20 protein-coding genes are annotated in these 21150 nt (G+C 47.6%); 8 read left to right on the top strand and 12 right to left on the bottom strand.

Going from position 1 to position 21150, the window contains the following annotated elements; all coding sequences use genetic code 11:
- Positions 1-6: 6 nt before the first annotated feature.
- From H6F93_RS29580 to H6F93_RS29565, 4 genes are all read right to left on the bottom strand, one after another.
- Complete coding sequence (locus H6F93_RS29580; RefSeq protein WP_190688973.1) at positions 7-903, bottom strand: hypothetical protein; 897 nt, start codon at positions 901-903, stop codon at positions 7-9.
- 136 nt (positions 904-1039) lie between these two features.
- On the bottom strand, positions 1040-2614 hold the full coding sequence (locus H6F93_RS29575) for a metallophosphoesterase family protein (protein ID WP_190688970.1): 1575 nt from the start codon (positions 2612-2614) through the stop codon (positions 1040-1042).
- Positions 2615-2743: 129 nt separating this feature from the next.
- Complete coding sequence (locus tag H6F93_RS29570) at positions 2744-4627, bottom strand: SBBP repeat-containing protein (RefSeq protein WP_190688967.1); 1884 nt, start codon at positions 4625-4627, stop codon at positions 2744-2746.
- A gap of 227 nt (positions 4628-4854) precedes the next feature.
- Positions 4855-5613: a hypothetical protein gene (locus tag H6F93_RS29565; protein ID WP_190645005.1), complete on the bottom strand. Its 759-nt coding sequence runs from the start codon at positions 5611-5613 to the stop codon at positions 4855-4857.
- A gap of 327 nt (positions 5614-5940) precedes the next feature.
- On the opposite strand from H6F93_RS29565, the gene H6F93_RS29560 reads away from it, so the two are divergent.
- A complete protein-coding gene (locus H6F93_RS29560; protein WP_190688964.1) occupies positions 5941-7134 on the top strand; it encodes a hypothetical protein in 1194 nt (397 codons plus the stop codon).
- A 48-nt stretch (positions 7135-7182) separates the two neighbouring features.
- Here H6F93_RS29560 and H6F93_RS35980 read toward each other — a convergent pair whose 3' ends face one another.
- From H6F93_RS35980 to H6F93_RS29530, 6 genes are all read right to left on the bottom strand, one after another.
- On the bottom strand, positions 7183-9531 hold the full coding sequence (locus H6F93_RS35980) for a DUF4912 domain-containing protein (protein WP_190688961.1): 2349 nt from the start codon (positions 9529-9531) through the stop codon (positions 7183-7185).
- Positions 9532-9779: 248 nt separating this feature from the next.
- The gene (locus H6F93_RS29550) at positions 9780-11108 is read right to left on the bottom strand and encodes a four-carbon acid sugar kinase family protein (RefSeq protein ID WP_190688958.1); all 1329 of its coding nucleotides are present in this window, start codon (positions 11106-11108) and stop codon (positions 9780-9782) included.
- Between the two features lie 42 nt (positions 11109-11150).
- Entirely contained in the window at positions 11151-11834 is a 684-nt protein-coding gene (locus H6F93_RS29545; protein ID WP_199314191.1) for a hypothetical protein, read from the bottom strand.
- 139 nt (positions 11835-11973) lie between these two features.
- On the bottom strand, positions 11974-12957 hold the full coding sequence (locus tag H6F93_RS35510) for a glycosyltransferase family 10 domain-containing protein (RefSeq protein WP_206755786.1): 984 nt from the start codon (positions 12955-12957) through the stop codon (positions 11974-11976).
- A gap of 239 nt (positions 12958-13196) precedes the next feature.
- Positions 13197-13394, bottom strand: coding sequence for a hypothetical protein (locus tag H6F93_RS29535; protein ID WP_190688953.1), 198 nt, complete (start codon positions 13392-13394; stop codon positions 13197-13199).
- Between the two features lie 64 nt (positions 13395-13458).
- Positions 13459-14178, bottom strand: coding sequence for a hypothetical protein (locus H6F93_RS29530; protein ID WP_190688949.1), 720 nt, complete (start codon positions 14176-14178; stop codon positions 13459-13461).
- A 148-nt stretch (positions 14179-14326) separates the two neighbouring features.
- On the opposite strand from H6F93_RS29530, the gene H6F93_RS29525 reads away from it, so the two are divergent.
- The 6 genes from H6F93_RS29525 to bchB all read left to right on the top strand — a co-directional run bounded on the left by H6F93_RS29525 (position 14327) and on the right by bchB (position 19165).
- On the top strand, positions 14327-15310 hold the full coding sequence (locus H6F93_RS29525) for an alpha-ketoacid dehydrogenase subunit beta (RefSeq protein WP_190644999.1): 984 nt from the start codon (positions 14327-14329) through the stop codon (positions 15308-15310).
- 83 nt (positions 15311-15393) lie between these two features.
- Positions 15394-15516: a hypothetical protein gene (locus tag H6F93_RS34870; protein WP_277882216.1), complete on the top strand. Its 123-nt coding sequence runs from the start codon at positions 15394-15396 to the stop codon at positions 15514-15516.
- A gap of 63 nt (positions 15517-15579) precedes the next feature.
- Positions 15580-16551, top strand: coding sequence for a UV DNA damage repair endonuclease UvsE (gene uvsE / locus H6F93_RS29520; protein WP_190645086.1), 972 nt, complete (start codon positions 15580-15582; stop codon positions 16549-16551).
- A gap of 141 nt (positions 16552-16692) precedes the next feature.
- Positions 16693-17025, top strand: a complete 333-nt coding sequence (locus H6F93_RS29515) for a DUF6883 domain-containing protein (RefSeq protein WP_190688947.1) — start codon at positions 16693-16695, stop codon at positions 17023-17025.
- Between the two features lie 16 nt (positions 17026-17041).
- Positions 17042-17290 (top strand): DUF4926 domain-containing protein, encoded by a 249-nt coding sequence (locus H6F93_RS29510; RefSeq protein ID WP_190688943.1) that lies wholly within the window; start codon positions 17042-17044, stop codon positions 17288-17290.
- A 348-nt stretch (positions 17291-17638) separates the two neighbouring features.
- On the top strand, positions 17639-19165 hold the full coding sequence (gene bchB / locus H6F93_RS29505) for a ferredoxin:protochlorophyllide reductase (ATP-dependent) subunit B (protein WP_190688940.1): 1527 nt from the start codon (positions 17639-17641) through the stop codon (positions 19163-19165).
- Between the two features lie 193 nt (positions 19166-19358).
- Here the strand turns inward: bchB and H6F93_RS29500 are convergent, their stop codons facing one another.
- Positions 19359-19745 (bottom strand): phage holin family protein, encoded by a 387-nt coding sequence (locus tag H6F93_RS29500; RefSeq protein ID WP_190644995.1) that lies wholly within the window; start codon positions 19743-19745, stop codon positions 19359-19361.
- Positions 19746-20011: 266 nt separating this feature from the next.
- Here H6F93_RS29500 and H6F93_RS29495 point away from each other — a divergent pair, with 266 nt between their 5' ends.
- Positions 20012-20200 carry a YqaE/Pmp3 family membrane protein gene (locus H6F93_RS29495; RefSeq protein WP_190644994.1) on the top strand — a complete coding sequence of 63 codons (189 nt, stop codon included), beginning with the start codon at positions 20012-20014 and terminating at the stop codon, positions 20198-20200.
- A 144-nt stretch (positions 20201-20344) separates the two neighbouring features.
- Here H6F93_RS29495 and H6F93_RS29490 read toward each other — a convergent pair whose 3' ends face one another.
- Positions 20345-21124 carry a histidine kinase gene (locus H6F93_RS29490; protein ID WP_190688937.1) on the bottom strand — a complete coding sequence of 260 codons (780 nt, stop codon included), beginning with the start codon at positions 21122-21124 and terminating at the stop codon, positions 20345-20347.
- Positions 21125-21150: the final 26 nt, after the last annotated feature.

The raw sequence follows: 21150 nt of genomic DNA, 5'->3' as shown, positions 1-21150 counted from the left end.
AGCTTTTTAATTGTTGGGCAATTGCTCAATTACTTGAACATAGGCTGAATATTGACCAGGTACATTTTGAACTTCGGTGATCGTCAGTAAACCTTGCCAATTCCGTCCTTGCTCATCTTCAAAATTCCAAAGGCTCCATTGCAAAAGCTCTCCTTCACCGCTATCAATCTGCGTCCAATTAGTTTGTTGAAACTGGCGATTGTAATGATCAATTAGTGCTTTAGCATCTAAATCACTTTCAATTTCAACGTCCGAGCGAAAACCATCATTACTACCAGAGCCAATAAAAGCATCAGCAGGCGGCGGCAGATTTGGCAACGGTGAATCTATGCCGCTTTGAGAACATATAGAAACAGGTGAATCTTGAAGTCCAGAATTGAAGCTTTCTAAGAGTTCTACTTCTACTAGCGTCTGAGAATTACTTTGAGGCTGAGTTGAAGTAAGTGAAATAAGCAACAAAGAAGACTCAGAGGGAGAGCAATAGCTGGCATATTTGAACATCTCATCGCCAGTATCTTCACTAGGTTCTACAGCAAGAAAACCTTGATTTGTAGAGTTAGAATCTAGATACTGCCAATTTGCATCAAGCAATTGCTGTTGATAAGAAGAAAAAACCTCTTCTAGCGATTGAGCTACTTTAAGTAAGATTCGTGCAGAGCTATCGCTATTTCTTAGAATGGAGCCAACAGTTTCTGCCCCTTCTGGTAAAGGAAGTTCTTCTGGCAGTGAATTGGGAAGTTGACCCGGAAGAATTTGAGTCTCTTGGTTAGACCCAGTTAAAAATCTGACCATTTCCTGAAGCAAAGAGACTTCGCTTTCGGGAATCGGTTGGGCTGAGACTGTCCCCCAGGATAAAGCGAAGCTAGCTGCAACTAGCGCGGGTAAAAGCCGGAAGTAAACCATAGATACCTCTCAAATCTTGAATCGCCGACTGACGATCGCCCGTACTAGCTCTAACAATTGCACTTCAGCCTACAACCTCCCTCACCCAGTTGTGTGAACTCATGGGAAAAAAGTCCTACCTATGCACAGTCATTCCCTAGCTCCTACCTCCCCCAATCACAAACGGCTCAACCTCACTGTTTTGCCACTCCTGTTCAGAGTATTCGCAGATAAACGGACGCACCGTAAACTTAGGGGGATCGCCACTCACGTCAATTCGCAGAAACGAGTAAGGTCGTCTCTTTTTTGAACCGCGCCCTGTGCGGCCAATGAATAGGTGCGATCGCGCCACAGAACGGCTCTTACCTTCTAGATCGCTCTCCAACAACCCAGCTCCTTCTTCTCGCTGCCGCCGCAAACTGTAGCCACTGCCGCCGCATACAATCCAGTCCATGTGAGAGTCGGCATGTCCAGTTTCTCCAGTGCGAAGATGTTCCAGACAATGGGCATGACCGTTTAGCACCAGATCAACCAGCGGACGACCCTGTGTAAAATCTCCCACCTCAGCCGCAACTGCATCAAGCACCCAGCGTAAGTTATTGCGAATAGCCAGCGTTTGCGCCTGCTGCCATTTGGTCGCCTCTGTCACATAGGGCGGGTGATGAAAATAAACCACTCTTCCCCGAACCGATGAATCTTGCCACGATGTAATTAGCCGTTCGCGCAACCACTCAAGCTGCTCATAATCTGTGACCGATAGCTTATCTGCGGTCAACTGCTTCTCAATGTCTAGCTTGACTTCGTCGATTTGCTCTAGTTTGGTGCGTAAGTCGTCGAGCCGTTCTGCTTGCTCAGGCACATTGGGGTCTAGCGTTTCACAAGTTTTGAGAATATCTTGCTTCTGTTGCTCCAGTTCTGTACGTCGGTTTTCTAGCAGCAACCGATAGGCTCTTCCTTCACGAGTGTCAGGCAATGGGGGCGGATCATTGAAGGTGTTAGAGTCCAACGCAAAGAAGTCGATCCCACCGCAGCGAAAAGTGTAATAGCGATTGGGCAACCGGGTAAATTGACCCGGTTGGTAGAGCAGACAAAGACCTGTCTCGGTTTTTGCAGTGTAATGGCGATCGAGGTGTGCCTCCATTGCCTTTGGATTAAGTGCCTTAAGGTAGTCTAAAAATGCAGCGGCATATGTGTCACCTTGATCCGAGCCAAACCAGCCCATATCAAAATCGGTTTTGAGCTGGAGCTGACGGCGAAAAGATTGGGTAACTCCTGTCATTAGCCCATACATTAATGGCAAATCGTAGTAGTCGTGATTTCCCGGAACGGGCAGCATGGGTGATTGAAATACCATTTTGTTGTATTCAATCTGGCGAGGCTTTTCACCGCCTACCAAAAATTTGCGGTAAGGCTTAATAAAGTTGTCGTGGTAGTACTCTCTAGAACCCACCAGGTAAACGACATCCCCCGTGTGAATTGTGAAACGACAATCCGCTAGATGGGCTGTCATTTGTTCAGCAATCTGACGCTGGGGATTGTGCTTTCGATGGGCACTGGAGCCACTGTCGCCAATGACGAGAAAGGAAAAGTCTGGCTCATTTGCCCAGTCTTCTGAGAAGACCATTCGCGTCTGATCAATGCCTCGCTGCATGATTTGGGGCGATCGCCATCTGACCCGCTGCTTCATCTTGCGAATCTTCGTGGAGATGGGCGGATCAGTCACAAATCTCATGATGTTCCTATGGGTTGCTGCCCCTAAAATTTTGCTTAAACACGCCTAAACTAACTCGTTTAAGCCGAGCAAACATCACATTCTAGAGAGATTCCACAGAGATTCCACAGAGCACTAACCCTTGGCACTTTAAGGCTGATACTTTGCTATCCAGGCATCATATTTGCCTTTGTTGCTGTCTGCCCCCGCTAAATCTCCAAAAGTTTGTCCAGAAATATAGACATTATCAGATGAATCAACTGTGATGCCAAACGCTTCATCATCTTGGGCGGTGCCAATCTGCTGCTGCAAGAGCAATCGGCCAGTGCTGTCATACTTTGCCACAAGTGCCTGAGAATCTGACCCACCGGATGTTCTAAATGTCTCACCTGCTAGATAAACGTCGCCCAGGCTATCGACTGCGACTCCCTGAGATTGGTCATTCCCAGTGGTGCCAAACTGCTTTGTCCATTGGAATGCGCCGTTACTGTTGTATTTTGCGACAAAGGCATCTGCACCACCCGCACTGGTGTTGGTAGGCAAACTGCCGGATGGAAGGACGCCAGCCGTTTCGCCCGTAATATAGACGTTGCCTGTGCGATCGATCGCGATTCCCCGTGAATAATCGTCGCTGTTAGTTCTTAAGGTGTTAAACCAGAGCCTTCTCCCTGTGCTGTCGTATTTAGCAACAAAAGCATCTTCTCCAGTAAGAGCCGTATCCAGATTATTAAAATTCAGATTGTTGGGATCTAGATTGGACGTGTCAATAGAAGCATTGGTAATTCCAGTGACGTAGATGTTGCCCGTTTGATCAACCGTGATACCCGAAATTACGCCGCTGTTGGTAATGGTGTTAATGTCGGCTGAAGGTGCCCAGGGCTGTAAGGTGCCGTTCGCGTCGTATTTGGCGACAAAAGCTCCGAGGTTTGCAGAGAAACCGCCAATGTTGACAAAACCACCTGCTAAGTAGGAATTATCAGCACTATCTAGCGCAATTCCAGAGGCAGCAGCAATATTTCCTCGCGCGAACTCGCGTTGCCAGACTTGGCTACCGTCGGTGTTGTACCTGGCAATATAAGCTTTACCTGAACCGAGGAATAGTCTAGATAATGATGGCGCTTCAAGATCAACGGCACCCGCTACATAAGCACTGCCAGTCCGACCAATCGCCACTCCTGATAAAACGTCTGACTCGTCCGTGCCAACTTGCCGAGTCCACTGTAAAGTCCCATTGCTGTCATATCGGCTAACATAGCCATCTTGTTTGCCTGCATTGTTGCTACCCGATTGCAGTGAACCCTCTGTGCTGCCGACCTGGTAAACGCTATTGCCGTTCGCCGCTACATCGTAAGAATAGTCATTCGAGTTGACGTTTGCAGCGCCTAATTGCTTGAGCCACTGTTGAGATAGCCGGGTTGAGGAAGGTCTTGGGATTGCTGACGTTCTAAGAGTGTATTGAGAATTGACAACCTTTGTGTCCGCAAAAACACGAATTTGATACGTTCCTGGGTTAAGAATTTCGCGGATGGATTCTGCGGTGGTACCTCGTTGTCGGGATGTTTTAAGCGGTGTGCCAGTGCGATCGTGTAGTTGCAGAGTTGCATTACCCGTCAGACCTGTTAGCGTCAAACTCACTTCCTTGCGCTGATTCAGCCTAAAGCTGTAGAAGTCATTGTCAGCACCATTCACATAGTCACGATAGCGGGTAGCAGCCCTGCCCAGGGTAATGTTGCGAGCCCGAGCAGGCGTGTCTCCAGCCGCATCGAGATTTGTGGACATGTCTAGCGCGTATCGGGTGTTGCCACTTTGCTGGTAAACCCGAACAAAATAAGTTCCTGCTGCCACATTAAAGCTGACAGCCTCGTTGTTGGTACCTCTCAACCGGGATGCTTTGAGAATTCTGCCTGCTGAATTGCGTAGCTCTAGGTTGGCATTAGCCGTTAAGCCAGACAGCTTTAGGTCAAGGCTACTTTTACCAGACAGCTTGACCCGGTAGAAGTCGTTGGGGTCCGATCTGCCGACAAGGTCTGACAAGCGAACTCTGCTAGGGGTTAGCTTGACGTTTCTTGCTTGCTGTTGTGTATTTCCACCCAGATCCCTCACAACTTTTTCCCTCCACCCGGTCAATTTCACTACAGATTGACCGATATGCTGGGGCGATCGCAAGCTCCACTCAGTAGCTTCACGTAAAGTTTATAGGAATAAGAAACCTCGGAGAAGGAAAAAGCGTCAGTTGGCTCTCGCAGTCTTTCAACCAGGGTTTAGCTATGCGCCATTGGGGTAGTACGAAAAGTTACATTCACTCCTTCATTAGACTGCTCAAGTACCAGTAGAGGAGTAGGCTTTGCTTTTTGATCCCAATGCATATAAGCAATGCGTCCTTGAATCGTCGGTTGCCAGGTATCGCGATCGGCATTTGGACTCATGTAAGTCTGCATACACTCAATAATTTGATTGATCGTGACTGATGTCGGCTGAGTCGGCAACTTCATCAGTTTTACCTGTACCCGAAACAGAACCCGCTTGCCGCCTCTAGGTGAGTCGGTAAGGTCATACTCAATATCAAAAATTTCATCGATCTGCCGTCCTGTGCTGGCAATTCCCAAAAGTCCCTGACTGGCTTGAGTTGGACGAAGCGCAATACTGATTTTCTCTTTTACCTTAATTTTGATTTGATTCAAAATAGCAAAGTGAAATTTCTCCTCCTCCATTCGCATTCGCAAGTAATCCAGGTTAAATTCTCGTGAATGGATGAGATCGGGGTTTTTCTCCATTTTGCTAATTGTTTGAAGCGCAAGCTTGAGTTTCTTATGTAACTCCTGGTTCTTGTATTCCTCAAATCGTTTTTGCTTGGAGAGGCGATGAATTTTGACCTTAGTAAATATAGCTAGACCCGCTAGTATCAAAAAGAGTGTGCCGGATGCGGACATCCACACTTGATCGGCACGAAATCCTCCAGCCTGCGTAGCCGCCGAAGCTTGAGCCAATCTGGGTTCTACTAAAACCAGGTGAGTTGACATAGCTGTTTTCTAGGATAAAAAGAAGTGGGTGATTTTTTATTAGGATGCCCCCCATACAGTAAATTTCATCACTTGTTGAGCTAATGCAACAACGGATGAAAAGTAATACGTCAAACTGATTTACGGTTTGGCAAATGGCTTTGGCTCGAAGCCATGAAGCATTCTTCAAGCAATTCACTCTCACTCCGGACAAGAGAATTGAAGATTCTAAACTCTGTAGCAACTCCGGCAAGGATAGCGTTCAACGTGAGGGCGATCGCCCAGGTATATCTGGTTGTCAATAAGTTTTGAGGGGAAAGCTAACCTCTAGAATGAGGAGATAGTGGAATGCTTGTATTTTTTATTCATGGCGTTGCGACACGAGATGTTAAATATGCAGATCCACTAAAGCGGTCAATCCAAGAAAGTTGTGCTCAATTGGGCAAGGCTCTACCTCACTTTTATTCTTGCTTTTGGGGAAATGCCTTAAACGACGTTAGTAGGATGTGGAACCTGATTCATCAGGATTTGCAGAACTATAAGAAAAAACGTCCTCAGTCTGACATTCAAGAGATATTTCGCTATCAGACATTTAGAGAAGGATTTCTTTCCGAATTTGTAGGTGATATGTTTACCTACTTAAACCCAAAGCGTGGTGTAGAAATTAGAAAGGCGATCGCCCAACAGCTATTGGCATTCATCAAAGACCACCCTGAAGAAACCGAATTGCATATTGTCTCGCATTCTTTAGGAACAGTAATCTTGTGGGATATTCTCTTTTCTGAGAAATTTCACCCCAAAGATCCAGCTTTTTACATTCGGTTGGTTATTAATGGTTTGGAGGGCGATCGCTCAGCTAGAAAACTTCAATTAAAGAGCATTACAACGATGGGATCTCCCATCCTTTTCTTTAATACTATGCTCGGTATCAGTCCAGAGAGAGTAAAAGAATTCACTTTAACGTATAAAAATGACTCTTTAAGGTGGCTCAATGTTATCCATTCTTCTGACGTGATTGCCTCTCCTCTAGGGGCAGGATTGGCGATCGACGAAACCTATCATCTAAGCCATGAAGATGTTTATGTTTCTACCGATGCTAATTTTGCAGAGAAAGCTGCTCGTTCAATTGGACAGATGGAAGCAGCAATGGCATTAGGAGCAGGGGAAGCCCATGTCAGCTATTGGAACTGTGGTAAAACACCTAGCTCGACTGTATGCAACATCTTGGATATAAAAGAAGCTAACCTACCCGGTGATACCTCGATACAAAGCGTGATTGCTCTATTAGAAAACGTATCTGGCATGACATGCGATCAAATGAGATTGCACGTTAACGACAACCCAGCAAATTCGTTGAGCTTTAAAGATGGTAGTGGCAGACTACATCATGTGATCAATGTAGCCAGAATCCATCATGTTTGTATCTTTGATCACAACAACCTATGCCAGTTTTCAGGCTACGTAGGTTGGGTTCATACCGATAGTTTTCTGCAAGCTCTACTGCTTCTAGAAAAAACTTTCTGCTGCTCTTCAGCTTCCTAATGTCTGCCCTATTTTGCCAGTTCACCGACTATTTCTCAATTGGAGGTTCTATTCTAACCACTCGTCAGTTGCCTCATTTTTAGTATTAGTGTTTCGCTCTGGAGTTTCCCGTTTAAATTCCATGTGAATTGAGCGGCTTTGCTCTCCGTCAACGGCAACAGCAATGATGGGATAGTTGATAATGCCGTCCTGGAAGGACATTTGAAAGCGGAAGGTGCCGTCTGGGTTGAGTTGAATTGGCTGTCCGTCAATCGTAACTGTTGCATCGGGTTCGGTAGCTCCGTAGACAATCAGTTCGGCATCGGCGACGAGCCAAAACTTACGCGGACGGATTGGCGGAATCGAGGCAGGAAAGCCAGCACCCGACATGCCAATGCCCGACATACCAATGCCCGATGGAGTTGGCATGGACCAAAGTGCTGCACCTGACGGGAAGACGTAGGAACTGATTGCTTGCTGAGGCACTTGTTGCATAGAGCCAAACAGGGAACCTGCAACTCGCATTGATTCTGCTGATTGTGCCAGTCCAAAGAGGGTGTTGTAAGGGGTAGATTTGCCTGTGGCTTCTTCTTGTTTGGTAGGAGGAGTAAGCGTCAGGAAGGTTTTATCGCGCAGATCTTCATCCCAGGAAATGGTAAGAAATTGGTCTTCAAACCAGTCGGAAGGATAAACAGGAGGAATGCGGGTTGGGGCAGAACGGGCTAGCATGAGCCAACCGCTGTTGTTTGTAATGTAGCCGATTTCAACAATGTAGTCGCGATCGCTCACTGGAATTGGCAAATACCAATCTCGCGCCATTTCTTCACAGCTAAATTGCTGGAGGCTGTGCGGGTTTTGATGATTTAGGTCAAGATCTGTCACGTCATATAGCCGCAGTGCCAGGTAAGAGCCACCTTGCTGACGCAACTCTTCTTTATGTCCAATGGGAATGTCCCAGTAAGCATAAGCCCACTGCGGGTCACGCGGCATCAAAACGATCCGGCTTTCGCCGTAACCTTCGGGCAAATCGTCCAGGTCTTCATCGACGGCTGCTAGGAATTCAACTTCATCCGTTTGACCCACGTCAAATTTGGCAGCTTCTATATCGGACTGTATTTTGTCAGCCTGAATTCTGTCGTTAGGCATGGCAGACCAGGCGGCTGTACCTGCTGCTAAAACTGCGCCGCCAATTTGAGTTCTAATCTCGGAAATGTCTTCAGCGGGAATATCCTCAGCAGGAGCATTTTCAGCGGGAACATCCGCAATTGAGTCTTCTGGTGTGGTGCTGGCTGCGGGACTTTCTACGAGGGGAGGCATTTCAGCTAGATTGCTTGAATCTGCCTCTGCGAGTGAAGGCACGCTTTCCAAGGAAGAATTAGTCTGGGCTGGGCTGGACAGTGCAGCAGTGTTAAGGCTAGTGATTAGGGCGTTGCGGCTAGCTTGTGCTTCTGCATAGGTCGGTTCGATTTCGAGGGCTTGGCTAAAACTGACGATCGCCTCTTCTGCTCGTCCCAAGTTTGCCAGCGCATTGCCTTTGCCTGCCCAGGTCGCAGCTAAGGCAGTTCCAATAGCAGAATTGGTTGAGGCTGCGCTGAGTTCGATTGCTCGATCAAAGCTAGCGATCGCTTCCTCTGGTCGATCGACACTGAGCAACGCATCGCCTTTGCTAGACCAGGCTGCAAAGAAATCAGGTTTAACTGCTATGGCTCGGTCAAAGCTGGTGATCGCCTCTTCGTAAAGACCCGATTCAGCCAGCACCATGCCTCGATTGTAAAGGGCCTGATATTCAGGAATTGCGTTGGGGCGATCGCTTGACAACGAGGAGCGGGCGGCAGCAGCGGCACCACCCACCAAGGTAGATCTGACGGGGGCAGCGTTGGTAGCTGGACTCGGCGTTGTAGCACCTGCCCTAGATGCAGAATGTGTAGATTCCGTGGAGGGGGTGGAGGCTGTTACGCCACTGGTTACGGCACGAGAAGCTCGTGGAGCAGCAGATACGGGTGGAACTGAAGCAGCTTGGCTTGACTCAACTCTGTTAGATTCAGCCCGTTTTCTGAGGAGCCACCACAGTAAGCCTAACAGCGCCAGCGGCAGCAGCCACCACAGCCAACCTGGAATGCCCGCGTCTGCGTTGTTTGCGGCATCTGCACTGTTTGCACTTGCGATCGCCGTCTCTTGTGCAACCAGGTTTTCTCCCAGGACTGAGACTAGTTGAAAATCGTCTGTCGTGTTATCAGTCACAGTTGTCCTGACGAGAACCGAAGATCGCAGCGAGGCAGAACTGTCAGCCCTAGAATCCTGAGCCATTGACCCACCTGGCATAGACAAAAAAGGTGAGGCTGCCAGCGCGCTAGAAATAGGAGCAATGGCAACCAGAAGCGCCAGGGTAGCTACCGAAGTATCTTTTGTTTTAAGCATAGTGAGAATGGCGAGGGAGAATAGCAGGCTGACCAGCCTCAACGAAATAAATTTTTGTAAAAGATGGGCTGATTATACCGCTTTGGCTTGAAGGGGAAACGTTTTTTAATCTACCTGTGACACAGCGATCGCCTACCTTACAGCAACAGCCTCAGCAATAAATCGAAAAAACATTCAATTTGGCTAATTTTGTCAGATCAACCCGGTTCTTGCAGACTACGGAGAAAAAATTAGACCATGCAGGATGCTTAATTTACTCGACTGAGCCGCTGATAAATAGCAGTGAGGGCATGGCGATCGCCCACGTTTCCAGGAAACAGTACCACAGGCAGGTTGGGAAATTGGGGATGGTCATTTGGAGTACGCACAATCGAGCATCCTGGCAAAATTTGCCCTAGCAGCCGCGCCGAAGTCAGCGCTAACCCGCTACTCAAGACATCATTAGAAGTAATGCCGCCTTTACTAATGAGGAAACCAATATTAGACGGCAATCCGCGCACCATGTCCATCAGCAATGCTGAAACAATCACCCCAAAATTGAGCCGCGTCTGCACGTCCTCAAACGGCAGCTCTTGACGGCTCGTATAGATTGCAGGCGTTTTGCCCTCTTGATGAATGGCATGAACCTGCTGAAGCACCTGTTCTAGCAAGGCATTGCGCTGCTGGGCGGCAGATTCTTCTAGCAATTGCTCAACTTTGACCTCAACGCCAACTACACCGGGAGCCTGAAGCAAATCTTCTAGCTGCTCAGTTGTTTTCTTAACGTGAGAGCCGACTAACACCACACCAGGTTTGCCGTTGCGCGTATAGGTTGCCATGTCTTCGGGCGCAACGGGTTGCGGGGGCAGATCCGCTAAAGCGGTCAGCAAGCTAGCCGCGCTGCGAAACAAAAAACGCTTGCCGTGGGAAGCCGCAGCCAGCACATCCGCAGCAAAGCGATCGAGGTCTGCCTGGGTTTCGGCGTCAACCACTGCACACTGGTTATTGCTCAAGTGCAGCAGGCGATCGAGACTTCCGGCTCGAATATCTGCTAGCAAAAATCGCTCAACCGATGTGGACGCAATTCGCCCTTTGGTTTTTTCTTCAACGTAATCAGGTAGGTAGCTGTAGCTGTAGCTAAAGACTGAATCACGGGCAAATTCCGTTTCATGTACCGGAGTTGGAACCCCGTCAATTATTAGATAGTGAATGCTATCGCGGGTGATGCGTCCACCTTCAAAAAAAGCGGGGGTGAGGAAATGAGCATCAAACGGGCCAAGCTCCTGGACGATCGCATCGGTTTCTACGGGATAATGTCCTCGCAACGTCGAGTCAGACCGACTGACGATCAGAAACTCCTGGATATTTTCAGCGGCGATCGCCTGCTTGAGATTCTGGCAAACCTCTCGCGTCACAGCATTCGCCCGTGCCGGAGTCATTGCCCTTGTGTTGGTTAGCACAAAAAAGATCGGCGACTCATCGGCTAAACCTAACCGCAGCGTATCAACGTCCCACCGAGTTAACAGCAGACAGCTATGCACCGTCTGGGAGCCCGTTGGGTCATCATCAAGCACGATAATCTTTGGTTTGGTAGACATAAGCTCGATTGCATCGCGTCGTTCATTAATGCCGACCCTGGTTTAGTGCCGACTCTGTAATTTTCTCATCTCGTCTTGCACACTTAACCCTATCTGCAAAGCTTCGTCCAAAAGTCGTCCATGCTCACTTGCCTGATCACTCACCTGAAGCGCCCGCAACGCCATCAGATTGTCAGCAAAAAGTTCTGGATTGCGATCGATAAACCGTTTGTTTTCCCGCAAGATGCGCTCTGTCTTGAGGGCACGAACCAGGTTGGCTCTAGTTAGCTTGAGTGCCTCAACTACCCGATGGCGGTTGCTCAAGCGCACTCGCAGATTTCCGGCAGCTTCAATCTGATCATTAATGTCAATTGCCCGAATCATCGCATTGTGGCGATCGACCTCATCCAGCAAGCCCACTAGCGGCGAGGTTGTACTTCTTTTAACTCGAATGAACTGAATGATAGCTGCGACTACAAGTGCGATTGTCGCCGCTGAGCCGAAAATTATGTATTCATACCGCAAGGGCTGAAGCTGCGGTGAAAACTGGTTAAAGGCAAGGGCAAAGGGAATGAACCCCAGCAGTGTCATCAGCGAGATTTCTAAAGTTTGGCGAATCAGAAAGTGCGATCGCTTGTGAGAATCCCGCATCACCGACCGCCGAAATACCTGACTGGTATCCACACCGCTCAGCTTTCGTAGCTCTCCCCTGGTAATTTCTAAACCCTGCAAATCCGGTCGCATCATGATGAATCCGTCAGGTCAGACTGGGCAAGTCAGGTGATGAAGGTCTTGATTGTACTAGGTTAATCGCAAACTGACTGAAGTGGAGTGCGATCTCCCCTCAATTTAACTTTTCTGCTGATTAGAAAGTCTGGTTTGATAGTCAGGAGCCAACGATTGCTTTTGCTTTTTGCACAATTCTCAACAGCATTTCTTCATAGAATGAATTGGAAGGTGCTTCAAGCTTTTCAAAAGCCCGATTGTAGGCATCAATGCAAAGATTCATTCGTGCTCTAAATTCATCAACCGTCATCGCGTCGATATACCTGAAAAGTGCATCCGAGCTGCCAAAGTCGCAGTAGTCTAAAAAACTCTTCTGCGGAAAATCTTCATAGCTCTTGTTACCTTCTCCATAGTAAATGGGAAGGCATCCGTGCTGAATACTATCCCAAATTTTCTCAGTGCAGTAATAAGCTGTATTTGTGTTTTCAAAACATAAATTGAAGTGATAGTTTTGCAAAATTTTTGCTTTTCTTGATTCCCAACCTTCTCCCCTCGAATCTTCTAATGAAACACCTCTTGGCCAACCTCTACCATAAACATCAACTTTCCCTGACTTGTATCCTTGTAGAGCGATACGGGTTCTGAGATAGCACAAATCTAACTCCTCTCCGTTTCGCTTCAGGCTCCATCGGCGGCGATTGTTGCGGTAAAACATCAGAGCCACAACCTTTTTATGCTCAAAGTTAGGAAAACTACTTTCGTCGAGCGGCTTTAGTAGGCGATCGATTGTTTGAATGCCGTTGCTGTTGACGGTGTAGTAGTTGTTGAGATAAATGTCTCCGGTATAAACATTCATAATATGAATGTCTGGTAGGCTAAACCACTTTGCCGTGTCTGTAAAATGAGTATTCCAGCGAGGTTCATGCGACCAAACTAAATATTTCTTCTTTGCTCCATATTTCAATTGAAAAGGAATTAGATTTTTACATCTCTGGGCAACGAATAAGTCACAATCAGCTTCATCTTCGGTGATAACAATGCCCTTTTCTGCTAAAAAATTGAATCCTTTTGATTTAATGAAGGGGGTATAGAGCAGTGCATCTGCTTTGAAAATTTTGATCATGATTCCAATTTCCCACTCCACTGCATCAGCTCTATTCAACGGCAGAGATTGAGCAGAAGACAGACACTTTTGCAGAAACAAACTGAATAGGCGTTTCCCCTAGAACGAAGGGCTTAAGCCCCTTGCTAGTGCGATTCTCTTAGTTTTGCGGCTGCACAGTGAGTGAATCTTCTCTCTGCCTGTCTCTTAAATTCAACCCAGGTGAAACGAGTTGCTCCGATAAACCGGAGGCAGTTAAGGCGAAAATTGAATCTACCAGGTTACATGAATCTACAGATTTCGTCAGCCATCTGAGTGCTCGCGCTGTCAGCCGTGATGATTTCGATCTGCTCGGCACTGGTAGCTCCTAACCCTAGATTGGAAGCGCGACGAATTTGTTCCAAGTCCCAGATAGAGCCATTCGAGATGGAGCTAGTGGTGCCAAGCGATCGCAAAATGGCAATACCGACTGCATTCACAGCGAATTATCGGTTCCCGCTAATGCCGATGAAATTAACCTGAGTTTGGGAAGAGTTAGTTCGTTCAAGGAGAGGGTCGGAAATATTCGTCCCAGTCGTCATTTCGCGAATCGTCTTCCTCTTCCTCACGGAAATCTTTTGGATTGTCCTGGTCGAGAAAGTCCATTAGCTCATCCCAGTCAGACTCGTCTTCAGTTGATGCAGGTCTAACACCATATTCGCCAACAGCAACTTCGACAGGAGCAGCAGGTTCAACATTGGCTTCGGAAGTCCGTGGCAGTCGAAGGGGAATCCGTGGCGGTTCTTGGGATGATTCGGTTGGGGGCTTGCTAACTTGTTCAGTTGTGCGATCGCTAGACGGTTCAAATCGCGATCGTAGCAGCAGCTTCTCAATCGGATCTATTCCAGTTGGCTTCTTACTTGGAGCGATTGGAGTCACATCTGGGGCGATCGAAGGAGTGTCTATGGGTGCCGTATCTATCGGTGCAACAGGTGGCAAAACGGTAGGCTGAATCGGCAGGGAATTCTGTGCTTCTGTTCTGGCAGTCCGCTCGGCTAAGGCAACGCTCTGACGAAACAGGCGAACCATTTGAAGCAGGTTAGCTAGATGCTCAGGCGGAATTTGCTCAATTTCTTGAATGAATGGGCGGAGTATAGCGGAGTTGCGATCGCCCCCGATTTCTCTAGCACCTCGTCCTGATGCGTCGAGAAGATCATCTTCAAAATCGTCGTCTTCAAAATCGTCGAAGTCATCGTTGAAGTTGTTGAAGTTGCGATCGCTCATACATTCCTCTCGTCAGCTTCATTCCTATTACCCGCCATCCCCAGTCTAGATCAGAGACGAAGAGCCATCCGAAATCAATTTTTGACCAATCATGGCCACTAACAGTTAAGATTTTAGATTGAACGATCAAATCTATTCGAACCTCCAGATGGCAGAAACCCTCCTATTCAACGCCTTACGTGAAGCGATCGACGAAGAGATGGCAAGAGATTCCTCCGTCTTTGTTTTGGGCGAAGACGTTGGGCACTATGGCGGTTCTTATAAAGTCACCAGAGACCTTCACAAGAAATATGGCGATCTGCGCGTCCTCGATACGCCGATCGCTGAAAACAGCTTCACGGGCATGGCAGTTGGAGCCGCAATGACAGGTTTGCGCCCGATCATCGAAGGCATGAACATGGGCTTCTTGCTGCTGGCGTTCAACCAAATTGCTAACAATGCTGGAATGCTGCGCTACACCTCCGGCGGCAATTTCAAAACCCCGATGGTAATTCGCGGACCAGGTGGCGTAGGACGACAGCTTGGAGCAGAACATTCCCAGCGGCTAGAAGCCTATTTTCAAGGCGTTCCTGGCTTAAAGTTGGTGGCTTGCTCCACCCCCTACAACGCAAAAGGCTTACTCAAATCCGCCATTCGGAATGACAATCCTGTGCTGTTTTTTGAGCATGTGCTGCTCTACAACCTGAAGGAAGACCTGCCTGAAGAGGAATATCTGCTGCCGTTGGACAAAGCCGAAGTGGTGCGGCAAGGCGAAGATGTAACCATTCTCACCTATTCCCGGATGCGACATCACGTCATGAATGCGGTGAAAACGCTGACCAAAGAAGGATTTGATCCTGAAGTCATCGACCTGATTTCGTTAAAGCCGCTTGACTTTGAGACTATTGGAGCCTCGATCCGCAAAACCCATCGCGTGATCATTGTGGAAGAGTGCATGAGGTCAGGCGGAATTGGGGCTGAACTGACGGCTTCAATCAACGATCGCCTCTTCGATGAATTGGATGCTCCAGTGATTCGTTTAGCTTCGCAGGACATTCCCACGCCCTATAACGGAACGCTGGAAAACCTGACCATTGTGCAGCCTCATCAAATTGTTGAGGCAGTGCAAAAGATTGTTGCCCTCAAGGTCTAGTTCCTTACCCTAATTCGGTGTTATTCAATGTGGCTTGCACTGTAAGGGCGTTTCGCGAAACGCCCCTACAAGATCCATTTCTCATGTCAGTAAGACTCAAACTTCAGTACAAACTGGAGGAGGGCGATCGCCTCTCTTCTCCCAAAGTGTCTTCAACTGTTCAAGCAGGTAGAAATTTTCTTCAGCAATTCCTCAACGCCAGATAGAGGTACTAAAGTCCAAGAACTTTTAAGTTGGACATGTACTGTTCAGCAGATTGGTGTTTGGGAATGCTTCGTCCAGCCAGTTCTTTAGAAATCGTCTCCTCAGAAGAATTCGCAGCTTTGGGAGATTCTCAAATCACACCAAAGTTAGGGTTGGTTTGCATCACATCTTCCAATCAGGTTCGCTATCGGACTCTAACGCGCAAACGTCTGTTGCTACTTTCAGAAGCCGAGCAGGAGAAGGCTTTGCGCGACCTGTATGCCGAAAATCTGCGGCGCTTAGGAGCTGCGTTAGAGTTTTGTGCGGCTGAGGAAATTTTTCTGTACCGTATTGCCTCCGGGCTATTTCCCTTTGCCGATGAGTCGTTAGGGGCAGCAGTATTAACAGAGTTTAGTGACTCATTGCGGCAGGTGGGTGATCGCGCCCTTCAGCTTGGCATCCGTATCGTTATGCACCCCGAACAGTTTGTTGTACTCAATTCCGACAAACCAGAAGTAATTGCTAACAGCATCAAAATTCTCACTGCCTATGCCAGAACCTTTGACCTGATGGGCTTGCCGCGATCGTCTTGGTCATTGATGAATGTTCACGGGGGGAAGGGCGATCGAGCGGAGCGGTTGATTAGCGTCATTCGAGATTTGCCCGAAGCGATTCGCAATCGTTTGACTCTGGAAAACGACGAACACACGTATGGCTCTGAGGACATTCTGGCTATCTGTCAGACTGCTGGAGTGCCCATGGTGTTTGACGCTCACCATCACATCATTCACGATCACCTGGACAGCTATGAACATCCCAGTGTCGCTGCCATGCTAGTAGCCGCCCGTAGCACCTGGGATAGACCCGACTGGCAGCTTGTTCACATCTCAAACGGACTTGCATCGTTCAACGATCCGCGCCACAGCGACCTGATTACTGTGATGCCCAGTTCTTATCGCAATGCTCCCTGGATTGAGGTTGAGGCAAAACACAAAGAAGTGGCGATCGCAAAACTCCGTCAGGATTGGCTACTTCAAGCCACAAATCATCCTAGTTAGTCGAACCCCAAGAACAAGAACAATTGCTCTGCAAAAGCTTGAAATTAAAATCACATTTTTTGGCTTGTTGCGACCAAAAATAGATTCTACACGTTGCAGTATGCTCTAGATTTTGGCTCCAGTGGAACGTGCAAGACTCGAATGCTAATTCCCAATGCAGAAAATGCAGTTGTTGATATTCGTAAGTTGCGCGATTACTGCCTCAACTTGGAACACGACGATGGTAAGCATAAAGCTCGACTTTTTTCATCAATTCTTGGAATGACGGCTGATAATGCTGAAGAATTGCGTCAAATCCTGTTTGAGGTTGTCAAAGTTCAAGCAGCTCCGTTGGGAAGGCGAGATGAATTTGGGCAACGCTACACTCTGGATTTCACAATCGAATGGCAGAATAAAAGTGCAACCCTTCGGAGTGGCTGGCTCATCGAGCATGGTTCGGAGATTCCAAAGTTGACGACCTGCTACCCTCTGTAACGTGGAGGTACAAAGCATGACAAACAATACAGTCAAGCTGTTAGATGTTGTTGCTCTGACTGTTGACCTTCCTCAGTACAATCTATGGCGTGGACAGGTAGGAACAGTTGTTGAGCTACTAGCAGAGGGTGCTGCATTTGAGGTTGAATTTAGCGATCGCAACGGACGCACATACGAGTCATTGGGGTTGCGCCCAGAGCAAATCATGATTTTGCATTTTGAGCCAATATTACCTGGTGCAAAAGCTGAAATGGTCAAAGCATAAGCAGTGCTGCACTTCCGCTGAGCTATCAGGAATGCCCTGGTTTAAGGATACTCGTTGGAATAGATTTGCGATTTCCATTCTTCTGTTTTCTATTTGCTAAGGTTGAAAAAGGTCGCGAAGAATTAAGAATCGTTGCAGAAAAAGGGAACTGATTGATAGACACGATCGCTCCATCCCTTCCTAGGCAATTTGTTCAGCGATCGCTCCTAATGTTCTCATATCCTAAGAAATAAATAGCGATCGCTCATCCCTTGGATATCTCTGAGACAATCGTAAGCAATTCTCAAACTCAGAAGTATTGTCCAAAACCTTTGGGCAAGCGACCCTCAGCGAAACGGAGATCAGTTTATGAAATTGGCTTACTGGATGTATGCCGGCCCTGCGCACATTGGTACCCTCCGCGTCTCCAGTTCCTTTAAGAATGTCCATGCCATCATGCACGCTCCGATTGGCGATGACTATTTTAATGTGATGCGATCGATGTTAGAGCGCGATCGCAACTTTACGCCCGTCACCATTAGCTCCGTCGATCGCAATGTGTTGGCGCGAGGTTCTCAAGAAAAAGTGGTGAACAACATCACCCGCAAGGATGCAGAAGAAAAGCCTGACCTGATTGTGCTGACCCCGACTTGCACTTCCAGCATTCTGCAAGAGGATTTGCAAAACTTTGTCGATCGCGCCCAAATTGATGCGAAGGGCGATGTGATGCTGGCTGACGTAAATCACTATCGTGTGAATGAACTGCAAGCCGCCGATCGCACGCTTCAGCAAATTGTGCAGTTTTACATTGCCAAAGCGAAGAAACAGGGCAGCTTGCCTACAGGCAAAACCGAGAAACCTTCCGTTAATATCATCGGTATTACCTCCCTTGGCTTCCACAATCAGCACGACTGCACTGAACTGAAGCGGCTGATGGCAGATTTGGGAATTGAGGTGAACCAGGTAATTCCTGAAGGCGCATCGGTTCAAAATCTGAAGGATTTGCCCAAAGCCTGGTTCAATTTGGTGCCTTACCGTGAAGTTGGCTTGATGGCGGCGCAATATCTCCAGGAAGACTTTGGGATGCCCTTTGTAGACATTACGCCGATGGGCGTGGTGGAAACAGCTCGCTGCATTCGCAAAATTCAGCAAGTGCTGAATGAACAGGGCGCAGGGGTGGATTACGAAGACTTCATCAACGAGCAAACCCTGTATGTCTCACAAGCCGCCTGGTTTTCTCGCTCGATCGACTGCCAAAACCTGACGGGTAAGAAAGCAGTTGTATTTGGCGACAATACTCACGCTGCTGCACTCACTAAAGTCTTGTCCCGTGAGATGGGAATTCATGTGGTGTTGGCAGGGACTTACTGCAAGTATGACGAAGCCTGGTTCCGGGAGCAGGTGAGTGAGTACTGTGATGAGGTGATGATTAGTGATGACAATGGGGCAATCGGCGATGCGATCGCCCGCCTAGAACCCTCTGCCATCTTCGGCACCCAAATGGAACGACATGTGGGCAAGCGACTACACATTCCCTGTGGGGTAATTGCAGCTCCGATTCACATTCAAGATTTCCCTATTGGCTATAAGCCTTTTGTGGGTTATGAAGGCACCAATCAGATTGCTGACTTGGTCTACAACTCCTTCACGTTGGGGATGGAAGATCACTTGCTCGAAATCTTTGGCGGTCACGATACTAAGGAAGTGATCACTAAAGGTATCAGCACTGATTCTGATCTGGGCTGGACAAAAGATGCACAGGCGGAGCTGAACAAAGTACCTGGCTTTGTGCGCGGTAAGGTGAAACGCAATACGGAAAAGTTTGCGCGCGATCGCAACTTAACCGAAATCACCGTCGAAGTGATGTACGCCGCGAAAGAAGCGGTCGGTGTTTAAGTAAATTGAGCAACATGCATCCTATCCTTTAGGGGAAAGAAGTATGTAGATTGGGGTAGCCATTAGGCTGCCCTTTTTTGTATGGAGAGCTAAATAGCTAAAACCCAATGCCTAACTAAATGGCATTGGGTTTTGCACTTGCTCTATTTAACTTGTGCTGCACCAGGAGCCCAGAAGTCGTGCTCGTTAGGTACTATGCTTCCGTTTTGGCATTTGTGTTTAGGTTCAGTGCAGGTCTGCGCTCAGCAAAATATCTGAGAATGAAGGTATTCACAAAAGTTAGAATGACTGGACCTAGAATGAAAGCTAGAATTCCTCGAACTGCGAATCCGGGGGTTAGTACTGACGCAAGCCAGAAACAAAGTCCGTTAACTACAAGCGAGAACAAACCAAAACTCACGAAGTTGAGCGGCAGAGATAGTGTTGATAGAACTGGCTTTGCAGTGGAGTTGACCAGTCCAATCACCAGAGCAGCAATCAACGCTGCTGGAAAGTTTGCCAGATCAACACCAGGAACGGCTAAATCTACAACCAGCAAACTCAAGGCGGTAGCCAGAGCAGTAAAAAGGGCGCTAAGCATAAAATTTTCCTCAAACGAACTTCAACTTCAAGGGGAAGCAAAATACAAATTTGCTTAAACTACCTCAATGATCAGCCATATAACCTGACTGTCACCTCCCCATGCAGATAGATTCGAGGTCGTCCTAAAGACATTTTTGAAAAGGATTAGAACAAGCAAGCAACAATTAATTCTCACGGTGGAGGGCAGTTTGATTATAAGTTGAAACAATGGAATAAAAGCTAGCGTGAAAAGTCTCTAGTGCAAAAGTTTTTGGGAGAAACCTTATGAATTTACTTCGATTAGTTCTGGCAATTTTGTTACCTCCTGTTGGAGTGTTTTTGACCTACGGAGTTAGTACAACTCTGCTGATTAACATTGTGTTGACGCTCTTAGGTTGGCTACCGGGCAGCATTCATGCTGTTTGGGCGCTCGCCAAGCACAGCGAAGTAGCTCGCCGTCAAGAAAACTTCTAATTGATCTATTCCAGGACTGTAAATGTAGGGGGAGCGTTGCTCCCCCTACATTTTATTTTTTAGACTTATTTTTCAAACAAAAAGAAAGGTGAGCATTGCCCACCTTTCTTTTTAGATCTTTTTTCTTTTTATAGACTGGTGCAATTAGCTTGCGTCACCGTTTCTAACGGAATGCCAAAGCTCTTTGAGCAATTGCTTCACTCGTTGCTCTCCTCGTGCTAGAGCGGCTCCGGCTTCACCCATTTTTTGCTCAAATTCTACTTGCTTCTGATTTAACCGAGGTGTTTCTCCCACTTCAGCCTGAGCTTTAGTTTGGTCGTACCAAGTTTTAGCGCTATCTAAATGCCGTTGAACCTCTTCATAACGAGCACCATAACGGGCAGCTAGATTGGCCTGCAAAACAGAGAGTTGGGTTTGCAGTTGTGCGTAACGCTTCCGCATCGAAGACACTTCTTCGCTGTCTTTGACTGAACTCACAGCAGAATTAATGGCAGATTTGATCTCTGTTGATCTGCTGCTTCCCGTCTCCTCAATATCCATTAGAGCGCTGTCAATTTGTCCTTGAAGCGCTTTTTCTTCGCCATCAATTTGAGCTTGAAGCTGCTCAACTTCAGACTGGGTTTTGGCGATCGCCTGCCGTCTCACGCTACTGATTCCTTCAATTGCGCCTTCAATTGAAGCGGTGATTTCTTCCTTAGTTTCCTGACCCCGATCTTGCAAATTATCAATGACCGTGGAGACCGCTTCTCTAACGATCGAGCGAATTTCAACTGATCCTTCTTTGATTTCTGAAACTGCCTGTGATACAGCCAGTTTGACGATTTCTCGAATCCGTTCTGTTCTCAGTTGCCCTTCAGTTTTTGCTTTTTGAAGGTCTTCCGAAATTTTGTTTTTAACAGAGTTTTCTTTGACCGAATTAGGCATAATTGGCTCCTGGCATCAAGCTGCCA

The organism is Leptolyngbya sp. FACHB-671 (assembly GCF_014695745.1).
Lineage (GTDB): Bacteria > Cyanobacteriota > Cyanobacteriia > Elainellales > Elainellaceae > JAAUTN01.
The sequence above is the reverse complement of the archived record's forward strand: the minus strand, read 5'-3'. Positions and strand labels throughout refer to the sequence as shown.